This is a genomic window from Paraburkholderia sp. HD33-4 (assembly GCF_021390635.1).
Taxonomy (GTDB): domain Bacteria; phylum Pseudomonadota; class Gammaproteobacteria; order Burkholderiales; family Burkholderiaceae; genus Paraburkholderia.
Map to the genome: position 1 here is coordinate 2555798 of NZ_JAJEJS010000002.1, position 15330 is coordinate 2571127.

Below are 15330 nucleotides of genomic sequence, written 5' to 3' on the forward strand. Positions count from 1 at the left end.
CAAGCGGCCATCCAATTTAGGCAACCACACTTAGATCCGCGATAGTCGTGTCCCCGCTGTCGCCTGGTCGGTGCGAAACAACCGACGCATATCCGGCTTGGCGAGCCATCGAAATTGCCGCGAGTGATGCCTCACTCGATCTGTGCAATGCGCAGAAGATTCGTCGTGCCGGGCGTGCCGAACGGCATACCCGCGGAGATGACCACCGTCTCGCCCTTCGCGCCGAAGCCTTCCTCGCGCGCGGTCTCGCAGGCGAGCTCGCTCACTTCAAGCATGTCGACCACTTCCTTGCACACGACCGGATGCACGCCCCAGACCAGCGCAAGACGACGCGCCGTACCGATGTGCGGCGTCATGCCGATGATCGGCGCACCCGGCCGCTCACGCGCCATGCGCAACGCCGAGTAGCCGGAACACGTGTAGGCGACCGTGGCCGCGGCATCAAGCAGATTCGTCACGTGGCGCATCGCGTAGCCGATCGCATCGGACGTGTTCGGGCGCGGCGCGGCGTGCGAGGCGGAGATCACTTCGCGATAGTACGGATCGCGCTCGGTCTGAGCGATGATCAGGTCCATCATGCGCACCGCTTCAACGGGATACCTGCCGCTCGCAGATTCGGCTGACAGCATCACCGCGTCCGCGCCGTCATAGATTGCGGTGGCCACGTCCGAGGCCTCGGCGCGCGTCGGAACCGGCGCCGACACCATCGACTCCAGCATCTGCGTGGCGACGATCACTGGCTTGCCGGCCTTGCGGCATGCGCGAACGATGCGCTTCTGGATCGCGGGGACCTGCTCCGCCGGCATCTCGACGCCCAGGTCGCCACGGGCGACCATCACAGCGTCCGCTTCCTCGACGATCGCATCGAGACTGCCGATCGCAGCCGGCTTCTCCAGCTTGGCGACGATGCCGACCCGGTCTCCGACGATCTTTCGAACCTCGCGGATGTCTTCGACACGCTGCACGAAAGACAGCGCCAGCCAGTCGATACCGAGCGTAAGGCCGAACTCCAGATCGCGGCGATCCTTGTCAGTCATGGCCGAGAGCGGCAGCACGACATCGGGAACGTTGACGCCCTTGCGCTCGGAAAGCGGCCCGCCAACCATAACGGTCGTATCTGCAAAGTCGTTTCCGCACCGCTCGACGCGGAGCTGAACGCGGCCATCGTCGAGCAACAGGTTCGTGTGAGCCTTGAGTGCCGCGAAAATCTCAGGATGCGGCAGCGCGACCCGCGTGCCGTTGCCTGGTTTCTCGACATCGAGATCGAGCCGGAACGACGCGCCTTTTTCAAGTGTGATCGGGCCGTTTGCAAAGGTGCCGATCCGCAGCTTCGGACCTTGAAGATCGAGCAGTACGCCGATGGGCCGACCCGCACGCTTTTCGATGATACGGATGGCTTCCAGCCGACGTTGATGATCGTCGTGCGTGCCGTGGCTGAAGTTCAGCCGGAACACGTCGGCGCCCGCGCGATAGAGCGATTCGATGGTTTCGTGGCTGGTACTCGCGGGACCCAGCGTAGCCACGACCTTGGCATTTCGAGTGCGACGCATCCTTATCTACTCCCTGAAAGTTCGCCGGGTTGGGCGGCGATGAAGATGGCACGAAAATCCTTGACGTTGGAGAGCGTCGGCCCGTGACGACCGAGTTATCCCAAGCCTGAAAAAAACCGTCACTTCTTTCTCTTGCGCCAGACACGCCCGCCTTCTGCGCGGGCGTACTTGTGAGAAGACGACTTGCGTCGGTTCAGGCTGCGTTGGCGGACTTCTCGCCGACCAACGCGCAAACGGCATCCGTCACTTGCGCCGTCGTCGCCTTACCGCCGAGATCGCGCGTATGCAGTGACTTGTCGGAGGTCACGGCTTCGATCGCCTGCATGACGCGCCTGGCCGCGTCGAACTCGCCGAGATGTTCAAGGAGCATCACGACCGACCAGAACGTGCCGACCGGATTCGCGAGGCCTTTGCCCATGATGTCGAATGCGGAGCCGTGAATCGGTTCGAACATCGAAGGATAGCGACGTTCCGGGTCGATGTTGCCAGTCGGCGCAATGCCCAGGCTGCCGGCGAGTGCGGCTGCCAGATCGCTGAGGATGTCGGCGTGCAGATTGGTTGCGACGATGGTATCGAGCGACTCCGGCCGGTTGACCATGCGGGCGGTGGACGCGTCCACCAGTTCCTTGTCCCACTCGACGTCCGGGAATTCCGTCGCAATTTCGCTGGCGATCTCGTCCCACATCACCATTGCGTGACGTTGCGCGTTGCTTTTCGTAATGACCGTCAGCAGTTTGCGTGGGCGGGTCTGCGCGAGACGGAAGGCGAATCGCAAAATGCGCTCGACACCGGCTCGCGTCAGGATCGACACATCGGTTGCGGCCTCGATCGGATGCCCCTGATGCACGCGGCCGCCCACGCCGGAGTATTCGCCCTCCGAGTTCTCGCGCACGATCACCCAGTTCAGATCTTCTGGCTTGCAGCGCTTGAGCGGCGCGTCGATACCTGGCAGGATGCGCGTCGGCCGAACGTTCGCATACTGGTCGAGGCCCTGGCAGATTTTAAGGCGCAGGCCCCACAGCGTGATGTGGTCAGGAACATCCGGATCGCCCGCAGAGCCGAACAGGATCGCGTCCTTGGTGCGGATGGCATCGAGCCCGTCCTCGGGCATCATCACGCCATGCTCGCGGTAATAGTCGGCGCCCCAGCCGAAGTTTTCGAACTCGAATCTGAACGACTGGGTAGTGCCGGCGAGTGCTTCGAGCACTCTCTGGCCGGCGGGAACCACTTCCTTGCCGATACCGTCGCCAGGAATGGTCGCGATGCGATAGGTCTTCATGTCTCCGTCCTCCAAAGGTTGTGTTTGACGAGACTCTACTCGCGCCCTGACCTTCAGAACCGCCGCAAAACTTAAGGTATCGTTAAGTTTGACGCACGAATGCGCCGGTGGCTCACCAATTCAAACTATTTGGAGACGGGGCGTCAGCATGCTCCCCCAAATAGTTGCGCAGGTGTTCGACAAAGCACGCTACCTTGGCCGACAGGTTGAGGCGCTCCGGATAAACCGCGTAGATATCGGCGGGCGGCGTGTCGTAGTCGGCCAGAACCTGCACCAGCCGCCCGCTACGCAGATATTTGGCAACGTCCCATTCTGCGCGCATCAATATGCCGTGCCCTTCAAGCGTCCAGTTCAGCGCGACCTCGCCATCGTTGGTGCTCAATTTTCCATGCACCTTCACCGTCTCGGTGCGCCCGCCCCGGCTCAGGCGCCAGTTGCCGTAAGCCGCATCGTTCTGTCGCAGCACGATGCAATCATGATGGGTCAGGTCATGTGGATGGACTGGCTGGCCCGCTCTGCGCAGATACCCCGGCGAGGAAACCAGCAGGCGGCGATTGGCGGCAATCTTCTTGGCGATCAGGCGTGAGTCCGGCATCTCACCAAAGCGCACGGATATATCGATGTTTTCGTCCGGCAGGCTGACGGGTCGGTCGCTGAGATGCAGTTGCACTTCCACATCGGGATAGGTGTGGCTGAAGACCGAGACGGACGGCCCAATATAGGACCGGCCGAATCCGAGCGGAGCATTGACCCGCAACAATCCCTTCGGCGCTTCGCGGCTGCTCGATACGAGACGCTCCATGTCGTCGATGTCACTCAGGATGCGGCGCGCATTCGCGAAATAAACCTCACCTTCGCTGGTCATGCTGATGCGCCGGGTAGTGCGATTCAAGAGGCGCACCCCCAGTCGGTTTTCCATGGCCGAGAGCCGGCGCGAGACCGCCGGCGGCGTCAGGTTCATTTCACGCGCGGCCGCAGCCAGGCTGCCCTGTTTCACCACCAGGCAGAAAAAGCTCAACTCCGAGTCTGTGTTCATTCGTGAATTTTTCGCAATGATGAATTAAGTGTACGTCGATTCACACGAAATTCCACAGGATTAACCTTCGCTGTGCCTACCCGACGAACGCACCGCTTCGAACCCTCGGGAAAGACACTGAAGCCGCGTCAGACGGCCCAGACATCGGTTGGTCAGAGGATAACGGAGACATTCAATGGACTTGGAACTTGAAAAACGCACCTTGCGCAAGGTGAGTTGGCGCATCGTGCCGTTCATCATGCTGTTGTATTTCATCGCATACGTCGACCGGGTCAACATCGGCTTCGCCGCGCTGACGATGAAAGCGGATCTGGGGTTCACCTCCTCCATGCTCGGGTTCGGTGCCGGGATCTTTTTCTGGGGTTACTTCATCTGCGAAGTGCCCTCCAACATCATTCTGCACAAGGTGGGTGCCCGGCTGTGGATTGCCCGCGTGATGCTCACCTGGGGCATCATTTCAGCGTGTATGGCCTTCGTCAAAGGGCCAACCAGCTTCTACATCGTCCGTTTTCTCCTCGGCGCGGCAGAGGCGGGCTTCTTCCCCGGCATCATCCTGTATCTCGGCTATTGGTTCCCCGCCCGACGCCGCGCTGGCGTGGTCGCTTTCTTCATGGCCGCAGCCCCCATTTCGACGGCAATCGGCTCGCCGCTTTCCGCCGCGTTGCTCGAAATGAACGGCGTCATGGGCCTGCACGGCTGGCAGTGGCTGTTCCTGCTCGAGGCCGTACCCGCGGTCATCCTCGGTGTCGTCGTCTTCTTCTATATGACCGACAAACCTGAAAAGGCGAAGTGGTTGCAGGAGGATGAGCGAGACTGGCTGGTCAACGTCATGAATCAGGAGGCCGCCAGCAGGGCTACCTCCGCCAGGCACAGCATCACGAGCGGCCTCACCAATCCCCGTGTGCTTGCCTTGTCGATGATCTACTTCGGCACCTCCGCTGGCTTGTACACCCTCGGCATATGGGCTCCGCAGATCATCAAACAGCTCGGAGTCTCCTCGATGACCGTTGGCCTGCTCAATGCGATACCGCCAATCGTGTCGGTCGTTGCGATGGTCTTCTGGTCCCGTCATTCCGACCGTACCGGTGAACGTACCTGGCATGTCGTGCTGGCGTGTGTAGCGGCAATCGTCGGTCTGACGGTAGCAGCGATCTCCAATAGCGTCGTCGGACTGATTGCCTCGTTGACGCTAGTCAACATCGGAATCAGTTGCGCCAAGCCCCCTCTCTGGACCATGCCGACGACGTTCCTCTCTGGTGCCGCAGCCGCGGCAGGCATCGCTACGATCAACTCGATCGGCAATCTCGGCGGCTTCGTCGGACCCGCGATGATCGGGTGGATCAAGGATCAGACTGGAAGCTTCGCGGGCGGCTTGTATTTCGTCGCAGGCCTGCTCGTGCTCTCCGCTGTTCTGACGCTTCTGCTCGGCCGATCGAACAAATCCACGGTCACGTCCGGCAATGCTGCCGCGCACTGATGCGACCAACGCTCGTCCCCAATCCCAATTCGTTTCAAGAGGAGTTCAAGATGGACAAGGAAACTGCCGTTCAATCCGTGACGGACACCATGGCGAAATTCACCGCCTACATTGGCAAGCGTCTGCCCAAGGATGTGAAGGCAAAGCTCGCGGAATTGCGCACGCTCGAAACCAACCCGCTCGCCAGGTCGATCTACGACTCCATGGACGGCAACCAGGAAGCGGCCGATAAACTGAATCGCCCTAGCTGTCAGGACACTGGCGTCATCCAGTATTTCGTCGAGGCAGGTGCGAACTTTCCGCTGCTCGGCGAACTGGAAGAGATCCTGCGCGAAGCCACCGCGGGAGCGACCAGAATGGGTCCGCTGCGTCACAACGCCGTCGAGACGTTCGACGAGAAAAACACCGGCACCAATACGGGCACGCAAATTCCCTGGCTCGACTGGCGCATCGTTCCTGAAAAGGATAGCTGCACCATCGACGTCTATATGGCCGGCGGTGGCTGCACCCTGCCGGGAGCTGCGAAGGTGCTGATGCCGGGTCAGGGTTATGAAGGTGTGGCGGAATTCGTGATGGACGTCATCACGGAACGCGGCGTCAACGCGTGTCCCCCTCTTCTGGTCGGGGTCGGTGTTTCGACCTCGGTCGAGACGGCGGCCCGCCTTTCCAAGCTGGCGATCCTGCGCCCGGTTGATTCGAAGAGCGAGAACCCTCGGGCCGCACTGATGGAGCAACTGCTCGAGGACGGCCTCAACGAGGTCGGCATCGGTCCGCAAGGTCTGACCGGCAACAACAGCGTCATGGGCGTCAACATCGAGTCCTCCGCGCGCCATCCCTCGACCATCGGTGTCGCCATCAATACCGGTTGCTGGGCACACCGGCGCGGCAAGATTCGCATTAACGCCGACACTTCCTATGAAATCCTGTCCCACGAAGGAGTGGTACTGTGAAGAAGATTTTGACCACCCCCATCAAGAGCGAAGATCTTGAAGATCTCAACATCGGCGACGTCGTCTATCTGACCGGCCGGCTCGTGACCTGTCGTGACGTAGCGCATCGCAGACTCATCGAACAGGGTCGGCAACTGCCCGTCGACCTCGAAGGCGGCGCAATCTTCCATGCAGGCCCGATCGTCCGCAAGAAAGACGATGACAGCTTCGAGATGGTTTCCATCGGTCCCACGACCAGCATGCGGATGGAAAAATTCGAGCGTCAGTTCATCGAGCAAACCGGGGTCAAACTCATCGTTGGCAAGGGCGGCATGGGCGAAGAAACGGCAGCAGGTTGCCAGGAGCACAAGGCTGTCCACGCGATTTTTCCTGGCGGCTGCGCGGTGCTGGCCGCAACACTGGTCGAAGAGATCGAAGGTGCAGAGTGGCAGGATCTCGGCATGCCGGAGACCCTTTGGATAAACCGCGTCAAGGAGTTTGGTCCTTTGATCATCTCGATCGACACCAAGGGCAACAACCTGATACAGCAGAACAAGGCCGTCTTTAACGACAGGAAGAAACCAATCCTCGACAAGATCAGCGAGCAACTCAGCTTCATCAAGTAAGGCGCCAACGCAGGCAGGGGCGGTAAAAAGCGCCCCCGTCCACTTCCCGATACACTACGCAACAATTTTTCCGCGCGCGGCCCGGCGCGGCGACCACCGCCGCTTCCGCGCCGCCGCCGTCCCAACTCAGGATTCCGGTAATGAAACGCGTAGTCGTATCCGCGCTCGTCGCGCTGTGCATCGCACAGCCGGCCGCCCAGGCCATCGCGCAGACCGTCAGCGGTCAATGCTTCGCGCTCGGCGATATCGCCGGCCAGGTCGCGTCGTGGCGCGCCCACAAGAAGACCAAAGCTCAGGCGCTCGATCAGGCCGCCCACTACTACAAAGACCCGGCCGACCGCGCGGCCGTCGACGCGATCATCGAAAAGATCTACAGCCCCGACGCGCCGCACATGACGCCCGATCAGGCGAGCATGGCAATCACCTCGGACTGCGTGAACCACCACAACGGGCAGGCAGCGCCGGCAAAGTGATGCCGGCGTGCCCCGCGCGCGTCGCGCTGCGCCTTCAGCCGCGCGTCACACGCGATGCGCCGGGCGCCAGGCGCTAGCGCCGCCGGAACGCATCCAGCGACGACAACGCATTGCCGTGGAAATCGAACAGCGTGTTGTTGTCCCACTGATCGCCGGCGCCGACTTTCCAGCCGACGTTCGGCGTCGGAATCCACTCGGGCTCCCACCAGAACACGCCCTTGCCGTGTCCGTCGGGGATCGCCTTCACGATGTCGGTCACCGCGCCGAGGAACTGCGCCTGGCCGGCGGGCGTCTGCGGGTAGGTCGAGGTGCCGACGTTGGTCATCGAGTTCGGCTCCGAATCGCCGTCGCTGGTCGTCCACGGATAGGCGGTCTCGACGACGATCACGTCCTTGTCGTAACGCGTCGCGAGGTCGTTCACGTTGCCCTGCAGGTCGCTGAACGAGCCCTGCCATTGCGGGTAATACGACAGGCCGATCACGTCGAACGTGACGCCACGCTGCGTCATGGCGTCGAACCACCAGCGGCTCGTTGCGTTGTTGCCGCCGCTGTCGATATGCAGCATCACCTTGATGCGCCCGTCCACCGATTTGACCGCGTCGTGCCCGGCCGTCAGCAGCGCCGCGAGGTTATCGAGCTGGTCGTACTTGCCGAGCGGCCACAGCATGCCGCCGGTGATCTCATTGCCGATCTGCACCCACTCGGGATGCACGCCGTCGCGCGCGAGCATCCGCAACACGTTCGACGTATACGCCGACAGCAGCGAGCAGGTCTCGGTGATGTCCTTGCCGGCCCAGTCGTGCGGCGGGTACTGCTTGCCCGGATCGGCCCACCAGTCGCTGTAGTGGAAGTCGATCAGGATGCGCAGACCGAGCGCGGCGGCGCGGCGCGCGAGGACGCGCACGTGCTCGGCATTGTTCCAGCCGGCCGCGGGACTCTGATTCGCCGGAAAGAAGTCGGGATTGCCAGGATCGTTCCACACCTTGATACGGATCGAATCGACGCCGTGACGCTTCAGAATCTGCAGGCAGTCGTGTGCCTCGCCATGTTCGTAATACTTCGCACCGTTCGCTTCGAGTTCGAGCAACGTCGAGACGTCCGCGCCCATCGCGAAGCGGTTCGCAAGCCCGGCGGCATTCTGCGCGCCAGCGTTTCCAGCCGACTGCCCGGGCTCGGCGGCAATAGCGGGCGCGCCCACCGTCGCGCCGACACCCGCCGCCGCAGCGGCGCCCGCGAGCCATCCCAGCATTTCTCTTCGGTTCATCCGTCATCCTCCATCGATTGAATGGCGGCTCCTGATGGGCCGCCTGGTCCTGGTTTGATGCGTCCGTGTTGCAACCTTCGAGTTTCGAACTGCGAGTTTCAGACTGCTGTTACCGCTTCCTTCTTTGTTGACTTCCTGACGTCAAAACACACCACTTCACGCGTCTTTCCACACGCAAACGTCGCCTGTATTCAGGCGCGGCTCGCCGAGCACGAACGTCGCATCGCGCGGCGCCGGCGCCTGCACCGGTTGCGGGCCGAAATTGAATGCGAAGGTCAGGTCGCCGCGCCGGCGCAGCCGCAGTCCGTCGGCGAGCACCTGCGTATCGAGGCCCGCGTCGTGCGCCGCCTGCCGCAACACCGTGCGATGCAGGTCGTGCGACAACCAGCCGGCCACATAGCGCACGTTGCCGTGCGTCAGCAGCGCGGGCCATGCGTCGTCGAAGCGCGCGGCAATGCGCGTCTCGCCATTGGCGCGCACGTGTTCGCGCCAATGCAGCGCGTGACCCTCGGCGCCGCCGATCGACAGCGCGGGAGCAAGCGTCGAGCGCAGCGTTTCGACTTCGAGCACCTGGATCGGCAGCACGCGCTGCAACGCGCCGGGCGGCAGATTGCCGGGGATCGCGAACGCATCGGTTTTCGAGCCGCTGCGCGGGCCGAATACCCATTGCGCGTTCGAACGCGAGATCTGCTCAACGAGCGCAGCGTCGATCACCGCCAGACTCGGCACCACGACTAGCTGGTAACCGGAAAGATCGCCGCGGCTCGACACGATATCGACATCGAGACCGAGTTCGCGCAGCGACTCGTAGTAGTCGAACGCGAGCGTCTGATAGTCGAAGCCCTTGCCGTGACGCTGGATCTCGAACATCCACTGCGTCTCGTAGTCGAATACCAGCGCGGTGGCCGCGCGCGCCGGCGCGGCGAGCGTCGCCAGCGGCGTACTGCCCGCGATTTCACGCGCTGCCCGTTGCACCTCGAGACCGCCCGGCGACAGTTCGTTGTTCGGCAGATTGAGCCCGGAATGCATCTGCTCCTGCGCATACGGGCACTGCCGCCAGCGGAAATACGACACCAGTTCCGCGCCATGCGCGAACGCCTCGTAGGCCCACAGCCGCACCATACCCGGCGCCGGCACCGGATTCCACGATGCCCAGTTCACCGGACCGGCCTGCTGCTCCATCACCCAGAAGCGGCCGCCGCCGATGCCGCGGTAGCGGTCGTGATCGAACGCGGACACATCGGGATGCCCGGTCCGCGCGAAGCGCGCCTTCTGCTCCTGCGGCAACGCGATCGATTCGGTGCGCGCGATCGGATAGCTGTCCCATGCGGCGACGTCGATCGCGTTGTCGGCGGCGAAACGATAGTGATCGAAGGTCGTGAAAAAGCCCATGAAGTTGTGCAGCAGATCCGCGTTCGGCGCATGCTCGCGCAACACGTCGATCTGCTCGCGATGAAAACTCGCTACCTCGTCCGACATGAAGCGGCGGAAGTCGAGCAGATGGATCGGATTGGCGTCGGTGGGCGTCAGCGTCGGCAGGCCGATCGCGTCGAACGACGGGTACTCCATGCTCCAGAACACGTTGCCCCACGCATCGTTCAGCCCGCCGATCGTTGCGTAGCGCCGCTGCAGCCACGCGTGAAAGCGCTGCAACGCGGCGGCCGAATAGCTCGGCACCGTGTCATGGCAGCCGAGTTCGTTATCGGTCTGCCACGCGACGATCGACGCATGCCGCCCATAGCGCTTCGCCATCGCGGTGACGATGCGCACGCATTCGCGCCGGTACGTGTCGCTCGAAATATCGTAGTGACGCCGCGAGCCGAAATTCCAGCGCGTGCCGTCCGCGCGCACCGGCAAGACGTCCGGATGCGCGTCGACGAGCCACTTCGGCGGCGAAGCGGTCGGCGTGCCGAGCACGAGTTTCAGGCCCGCTTTGGCGAGCGTCTCGACGGCTTCGTCGAGCCATTGCCAGTCGTATTCGCCGGCGCGCGGCTCCATGCGGCTCCACGCGAATTCGGCGATCCGCACATGCGTGATGCCGAGTTCGACCATACGTTGCGCATCGTCGGCCCACATCGCGCGCGGCCATTGTTCCGGGTAGTAGCAGACACCAAGTTGCATGTGAAAGTCTCGTGGTGAGTTGACGTCGAGCCGTCGTTTCAATCGTGTTTCAAGCGCCGTTTATCCCTTGCTTGCCCCGAAGGTCAGCCCGGCGACGAAATGCCTTTGCATCGCGAAGAACATCAGCACCGAAGGCAAGGCGGCCAGTACCGAGCCCGCTGCGACCAGGTTCCACGCGGTCGTCCATTGCCCCTTCAGCGAGGCGACGCCCACCGTGATCGGCGCGACATCGTCGCCTTGCGTCAGGCACAGCGCCCAGAAGTAGTCGTTCCACACGAACGTGAACACGAGAATCGCGAGCGCGGCGAGCGCGGGGCGGATCAGCGGCAGCACGATGCGCAGATAGATCGTCCACTCGCCCGCGCCTTCGACGCGCGCGGCCTCGATCATCTCGAACGGCAGCTGCTTGATGAAGTTGCGCAGAAACAAGGTGCAAAAGCCGGTCTGGAACGACACGTGAAAGATCACCAGCGCCCATACGGTGTTGAACAGACCGAACTTCAGCGCCATGTCGCGCACCGGGATCATCAGGATCTGGATCGGCACGAAGTTGCCGGCGACGAACGCGAACAGCACGGCCGTGTTGCCCGGAAAGCGATAGGTCGCCAACGCGAAGCCCGCCATCGACGCCAGCACGATCGCGCCGATCACCGACGGCACCGTGATCAGCACACTGTTGGCGAAGTAGTGCAGCATCGGCGTTTGCGTGAGCGCGGTGCCGTAGTTCTCCAGTAGCGCGAATTGTTTCGGCCAGGTCCAGTAGTCGCCCCGCGACAACTCGTCCGTCGAGCGGATCGAGGTCAGCAGCACGGCCAGCATCGGCAGCAGCCAGATGAACAGCGCGAGCGGGAGCGAGGCTTTGTAAAGCGTGCGATTCAGCGGTTTCCAGCGTTCGACGGGAAGCGGATACATGAGCTGGTACTCCTGACGTTCAGAGAATCAGCGTTCCTCGCGCAGCATGCGGCGCAGATGGAACACGATATAGACGAGCATGATCGCGAACAGCACGACCGCAATCGCCGCGGAATAACCTTCGCGGTAGTACTTGATCGCCTGGTCGTACATGAAATAAGCGAGCACGGTGGAACTGTCGAACGGACCGCCGCCACTCATCACCGCGATCAGATCGAAGCTGCGCAGTGCGCCGATCACGGTCAGCACCACCGCCATGAAGGTGGCGGGCCGCAGTTGCGGCAGGATCACGTGCCACAGCAGCCGCAGCCCTTGCGCGCCTTCCATGCGCGCGGCCTCGACCACTTCGGGATTGATGCCGGTGAGTCCGGTCAGATAGAGGATCATGCAGAACGGCGCCTGCGGCCACAGCGCGGCGAAGATGATGCCGAACGTGACCGTGTGCGGATCGCCGAGCACCGGAATGCCACGACCTACTATCAACCGCAGCAGCCCGAAGGTCGGATCGTAGAACCAGCTGAACACGAGGCCGACCACGACACCGGACAGCACGAACGGCGCGAAAAACAGCGACTTCACGACGCGCATGCCGCGCACGTGCTGGTTCAGATACAGCGCGAACAGCAGACCTAGAGGCGGCGCGAGCAGAAACAGCGCAAGCCAGATCAGGTTGTTCTTCAGCGCCGTATAGAACGTATCGGACTGGAACAGCTCGACGTAATTGGCGAGACCCGCGAAGGTCTTCGGCGTCATGCCGTCCCAGTTGTAGAAGCTCAGCGAAATGCTGCTGATGATCGGATAGATCACGCACAGCGTGAACAACGCACAGCCCGGCAGCAGAAAGAAAAACGCGGCGCGATGCTGATGACGGCGCGTCGTAGAGACGCGACGGTGCCGCGCCGCGGGCAGGCGGCGCGCTGCGGTATGAGACATGGAACGGCCTCGTTGGAAATCGAAGGCGGAATTGCCCCGGAAGCGGGACCCGGAAGCCGGCCGCGCTCAGGCGGCCGGCGCGGCGGGACTTACTTCTGATAGATTCGCTTGCGGGTCGCTTCGAGATGAGCGAGCACGCTGTCGAGTTGCGAAGGATCGCTGTAGAACTGCTGCATGCCCTTCATGCCTTCGTCCGCCATTTCCTTTTGCATATCGCGATCGTAGAACTGCGCGATGCCGCCCTTCGTGTTCGCGAGCGTCTGGAAGCCGACCTTCGAAATCGCGTCTTCGGGCGCCGCCGCCTGGCTGTTCGACGGCAACGTTCCCCAGCCCTTCGCAAGTTCGGCGTTGATCTTCGGCGTCTCCATGAACGCGAGCAGCTTGCGCGCGTCGGCCTTGTTCTTCGCCTTCGCCGGAATCAGCAGCACGTTGACGGGGCCGTCCTCGGCCATCGGCACGTTCGGGTCGATCACCGGGAAACGGAAGAAGCCGATCTGATCCTTGATCGACGGCGGGAAGCTCGCCGAGAAGAAGGTGCCCATCAGCATCATCGCGGCCTTGCCGTTGTTCAGGATCGGCCCGATCGAATCGACGTCGTACGACAGCGCGTTCTCGATGAAGTCGTGATTGTCGAGCAACGTCTTCCACGTCGTGTAGACCTTCTTCACGCGCGGATCGGTGTACGGAATCTCGCCGGCCATCAGCTTCTGGTGGAACTCGTTGCCGTTGATGCGCAGATCGAGATAGTCGAACCAGGCGGCCAGCGTCCAGCTATCGCGCGCGGCCACCGCGATCGGCGCGACGCCGATCGCCTTCAGCTTTTTGTTCGCTTCGAGCAGTTCGTCCCACGTCTTCGGCTCGCTCTTGATGCCGGCCTTCTCGAACAGATCCTTGCGATAGAAGAAGCCGTACGCGTCATAACCGAGCGGCGCCGCATACTGCTTGCCCTTGTACGTCGAAGCCTCCTTGACCGACGCGTACTGCTGCGACCAGCCGTTCTTCGCCCAGTCCGAACTCAGATCTTCGAGCAGACCGCGTTGCGCGTAGTAGGCCATCCGCTCGCCGTCGTGCCACGACACGATGTCAGGCGGATCGGTGGCGAGCCAGCCGCCCATTTGCACCTTGTACGCTTCCTCGGTCACATAGGTGACTTTCAGATCGATGTCGGGATTGGCTTTCTTGAACTGATCGAAGGCGTCCTGCCAGGTCGAGCGCTGATTACCGCGCGCCGATACGTTGACGTTCAGCGTGGCCGCGTCGACCACGGCGCTGCCGAGCGCGCCCGCCACCACGGCGGCGGCGATCGACACCTGTGCAAGACGGCGAAGGCGAAGAGCAATCATCTATGTCTCCTTGTCTACCTTGTTGACCGGCTACGCAGCGTGGCCGGCGATGTAACCCGCTCTATGGCGGAATTCAGCAAGACGAACCGTTCGGTCCGGGGTTCGTCGTCGATGTTTGATCAGGCGGCCGCGCGTTCCGGTTCGAACGTGCTACGCCGCAGCGCGAGTCCCTGTTCGTCGAACAGATGACAGGCAGCGGGCGGCACGTGAACGCGGAGGCGTTCGCCCGCGCCGAGCGGGGTATCGCCGGGCGCCTTCGCGATCAGCGTGCCGCCCGCGTGGTCAGCGTGGATATAGCTGTGCTCGCCGAGCCGTTCCGACAGCACGGTCGCGCACTGAATGAACTGCTCGTCGCCGTCGAGCCGCAGATGCTCGGGTCGCACGCCGAGCGTGACGCGCTGGCCACGTTGCAGTCGTTCTCCATCGACGTGCGCGACGAGCTTTTCCGCACCGGCCGCCAATGCAACCGTCACGCGCCCTGGCTCGGTCGATTCGACGATCGCATCGAAGAAGTTCATGCGCGGCGAGCCGATAAAGCCCGCGACGAAGCGCGACTTCGGGTGGTGATACAGCTCGAGCGGCGCACCGCTTTGCGCGATGCTGCCGAAGCGCTCGGCATCCGCGCCCGCGTGCAGCAGCACGATGCGATCGGCGAGCGTCATCGCTTCGACCTGATCGTGCGTCACGTAGACCACGCTGGCGTTCGCGAAACGCTGATGCAGACGCGCTATCTCGACGCGCGTCTGGCCACGCAGCGCGGCATCGAGATTCGAGAGCGGCTCGTCGAACAGAAACACGCCCGGCTCGCGCACGATCGCGCGGCCGATCGCGACGCGCTGCCGCTGGCCGCCCGACAGCGCTTTCGGATGACGTTCGAGCAGGCTATCCAGTTGCAGAATCCGCGCGGCTTCGCGCACCTTGCGCTCGATCACGTCCTTCGGCTGCTTCGCGAGCTTCAGACCGAACGCCATGTTGTCGAACACGGTCATGTGCGGAAACAGCGCGTAGCTCTGGAACACCATCGCGACGCCGCGCTCGGCGGCCGGCACGTCGTTGACGAGTCGCCCGGCGATATGAAGCTCGCCTTCGCTCAAGTCTTCGAGACCGGCGATCATCCGGAGTAAGGTCGACTTGCCGCAGCCCGAGGGTCCAAGGAACACACAGAACTCATGCTGCGCGATCTCCAGATTCACACGCCGGATCACCGGCGGATGGTCACCGTAGGCCTTTTGCACATCGCTCAAGCAAATCGTCGCCATGCTGTCTCCGTCTTGATTTAACCGCTTAAATTTTCGTCGAAATAAAACGCCCGGGCCTTGTGCTGGCCACATTTAATCGCTTAAATTTGAGTTCGACGGAAAAAGTCATGGTGGGTGTCTCCGTTACG

General features: G+C 62.5%; 14 protein-coding genes. 4 read left to right on the top strand and 10 right to left on the bottom strand.

All coding sequences use genetic code 11. The annotated features are described in order from the left end of the window. Positions 1 to 16: 16 nt before the first annotated feature. The 4 genes from L0U84_RS31505 to L0U84_RS31520 all read right to left on the bottom strand — a co-directional run bounded on the left by L0U84_RS31505 (position 17) and on the right by L0U84_RS31520 (position 3865). Positions 17 to 148 (bottom strand): hypothetical protein, encoded by a 132-nt coding sequence (locus L0U84_RS31505; RefSeq protein ID WP_442794062.1) that lies wholly within the window; start codon positions 146 to 148, stop codon positions 17 to 19. Beyond that, on the bottom strand, positions 132 to 1550 hold the full coding sequence (pyk, locus tag L0U84_RS31510) for a pyruvate kinase (protein WP_233855965.1): 1419 nt from the start codon (positions 1548 to 1550) through the stop codon (positions 132 to 134). Before pyk ends, L0U84_RS31505 begins: the two co-directional genes overlap by 17 nt. A 193-nt stretch (positions 1551 to 1743) precedes the next feature. After that, positions 1744 to 2829, bottom strand: a complete 1086-nt coding sequence (locus tag L0U84_RS31515; protein ID WP_233855966.1) for a tartrate dehydrogenase — start codon at positions 2827 to 2829, stop codon at positions 1744 to 1746. 112 nt (positions 2830 to 2941) lie between these two features. Further along, positions 2942 to 3865 carry a LysR family transcriptional regulator gene (locus tag L0U84_RS31520; RefSeq protein ID WP_233855967.1) on the bottom strand — a complete coding sequence of 308 codons (924 nt, stop codon included), beginning with the start codon at positions 3863 to 3865 and terminating at the stop codon, positions 2942 to 2944. 175 nt (positions 3866 to 4040) lie between these two features. Between L0U84_RS31520 and L0U84_RS31525 the strand changes: the two genes are divergently transcribed. The 4 genes from L0U84_RS31525 to L0U84_RS31540 all read left to right on the top strand — a co-directional run bounded on the left by L0U84_RS31525 (position 4041) and on the right by L0U84_RS31540 (position 7370). Beyond that, positions 4041 to 5342: an MFS transporter gene (locus L0U84_RS31525; RefSeq protein ID WP_233855968.1), complete on the top strand. Its 1302-nt coding sequence runs from the start codon at positions 4041 to 4043 to the stop codon at positions 5340 to 5342. 50 nt (positions 5343 to 5392) lie between these two features. Next, on the top strand, positions 5393 to 6292 hold the full coding sequence (gene ttdA, locus L0U84_RS31530) for a L(+)-tartrate dehydratase subunit alpha (protein ID WP_233855969.1): 900 nt from the start codon (positions 5393 to 5395) through the stop codon (positions 6290 to 6292). Then, on the top strand, positions 6289 to 6897 hold the full coding sequence (gene ttdB, locus L0U84_RS31535; RefSeq protein ID WP_233855970.1) for a L(+)-tartrate dehydratase subunit beta: 609 nt from the start codon (positions 6289 to 6291) through the stop codon (positions 6895 to 6897). Before ttdA ends, ttdB begins: the two co-directional genes overlap by 4 nt. Positions 6898 to 7037: 140 nt before the next feature. Beyond that, positions 7038 to 7370 carry a hypothetical protein gene (locus L0U84_RS31540; RefSeq protein ID WP_233855971.1) on the top strand — a complete coding sequence of 111 codons (333 nt, stop codon included), beginning with the start codon at positions 7038 to 7040 and terminating at the stop codon, positions 7368 to 7370. A gap of 73 nt (positions 7371 to 7443) precedes the next feature. Here the strand turns inward: L0U84_RS31540 and L0U84_RS31545 are convergent, their stop codons facing one another. The 6 genes from L0U84_RS31545 to L0U84_RS31570 all read right to left on the bottom strand — a co-directional run bounded on the left by L0U84_RS31545 (position 7444) and on the right by L0U84_RS31570 (position 15202). After that, the gene (locus L0U84_RS31545; protein ID WP_233855972.1) at positions 7444 to 8634 is read right to left on the bottom strand and encodes a glycoside hydrolase family 53 protein; all 1191 of its coding nucleotides are present in this window, start codon (positions 8632 to 8634) and stop codon (positions 7444 to 7446) included. Positions 8635 to 8790: 156 nt separating this feature from the next. Next, complete coding sequence (locus tag L0U84_RS31550; RefSeq protein ID WP_233855973.1) at positions 8791 to 10755, bottom strand: beta-galactosidase; 1965 nt, start codon at positions 10753 to 10755, stop codon at positions 8791 to 8793. A 60-nt stretch (positions 10756 to 10815) separates the two neighbouring features. Further along, positions 10816 to 11667: a carbohydrate ABC transporter permease gene (locus L0U84_RS31555; protein ID WP_233855974.1), complete on the bottom strand. Its 852-nt coding sequence runs from the start codon at positions 11665 to 11667 to the stop codon at positions 10816 to 10818. A 27-nt stretch (positions 11668 to 11694) separates the two neighbouring features. Next, complete coding sequence (locus L0U84_RS31560) at positions 11695 to 12600, bottom strand: carbohydrate ABC transporter permease (protein WP_233855975.1); 906 nt, start codon at positions 12598 to 12600, stop codon at positions 11695 to 11697. 89 nt (positions 12601 to 12689) lie between these two features. Continuing rightward, positions 12690 to 13943: an ABC transporter substrate-binding protein gene (locus tag L0U84_RS31565; RefSeq protein ID WP_233855976.1), complete on the bottom strand. Its 1254-nt coding sequence runs from the start codon at positions 13941 to 13943 to the stop codon at positions 12690 to 12692. Between the two features lie 119 nt (positions 13944 to 14062). Continuing rightward, positions 14063 to 15202, bottom strand: a complete 1140-nt coding sequence (locus tag L0U84_RS31570; protein WP_233855977.1) for an ABC transporter ATP-binding protein — start codon at positions 15200 to 15202, stop codon at positions 14063 to 14065. Positions 15203 to 15330 lie beyond the last annotated feature (128 nt).

Coding starts and splice junctions, on each gene's coding strand:
- pyk (WP_233855965.1), bottom strand. CDS start 1,550: ATGCGTCGCACTCGAAATGCCAAGGTCGTGGCTACGCTGGGTCCCGCG.
- L0U84_RS31515 (WP_233855966.1), bottom strand. CDS start 2,829: ATGAAGACCTATCGCATCGCGACCATTCCTGGCGACGGTATCGGCAAG.
- L0U84_RS31520 (WP_233855967.1), bottom strand. CDS start 3,865: ATGAACACAGACTCGGAGTTGAGCTTTTTCTGCCTGGTGGTGAAACAG.
- L0U84_RS31525 (WP_233855968.1), top strand. CDS start 4,041: ATGGACTTGGAACTTGAAAAACGCACCTTGCGCAAGGTGAGTTGGCGC.
- ttdA (WP_233855969.1), top strand. CDS start 5,393: ATGGACAAGGAAACTGCCGTTCAATCCGTGACGGACACCATGGCGAAA.
- L0U84_RS31540 (WP_233855971.1), top strand. CDS start 7,038: ATGAAACGCGTAGTCGTATCCGCGCTCGTCGCGCTGTGCATCGCACAG.
- L0U84_RS31545 (WP_233855972.1), bottom strand. CDS start 8,634: ATGAACCGAAGAGAAATGCTGGGATGGCTCGCGGGCGCCGCTGCGGCG.
- L0U84_RS31550 (WP_233855973.1), bottom strand. CDS start 10,755: ATGCAACTTGGTGTCTGCTACTACCCGGAACAATGGCCGCGCGCGATG.
- L0U84_RS31555 (WP_233855974.1), bottom strand. CDS start 11,667: ATGTATCCGCTTCCCGTCGAACGCTGGAAACCGCTGAATCGCACGCTT.
- L0U84_RS31560 (WP_233855975.1), bottom strand. CDS start 12,600: ATGTCTCATACCGCAGCGCGCCGCCTGCCCGCGGCGCGGCACCGTCGC.
- L0U84_RS31565 (WP_233855976.1), bottom strand. CDS start 13,943: ATGATTGCTCTTCGCCTTCGCCGTCTTGCACAGGTGTCGATCGCCGCC.
- L0U84_RS31570 (WP_233855977.1), bottom strand. CDS start 15,202: ATGGCGACGATTTGCTTGAGCGATGTGCAAAAGGCCTACGGTGACCAT.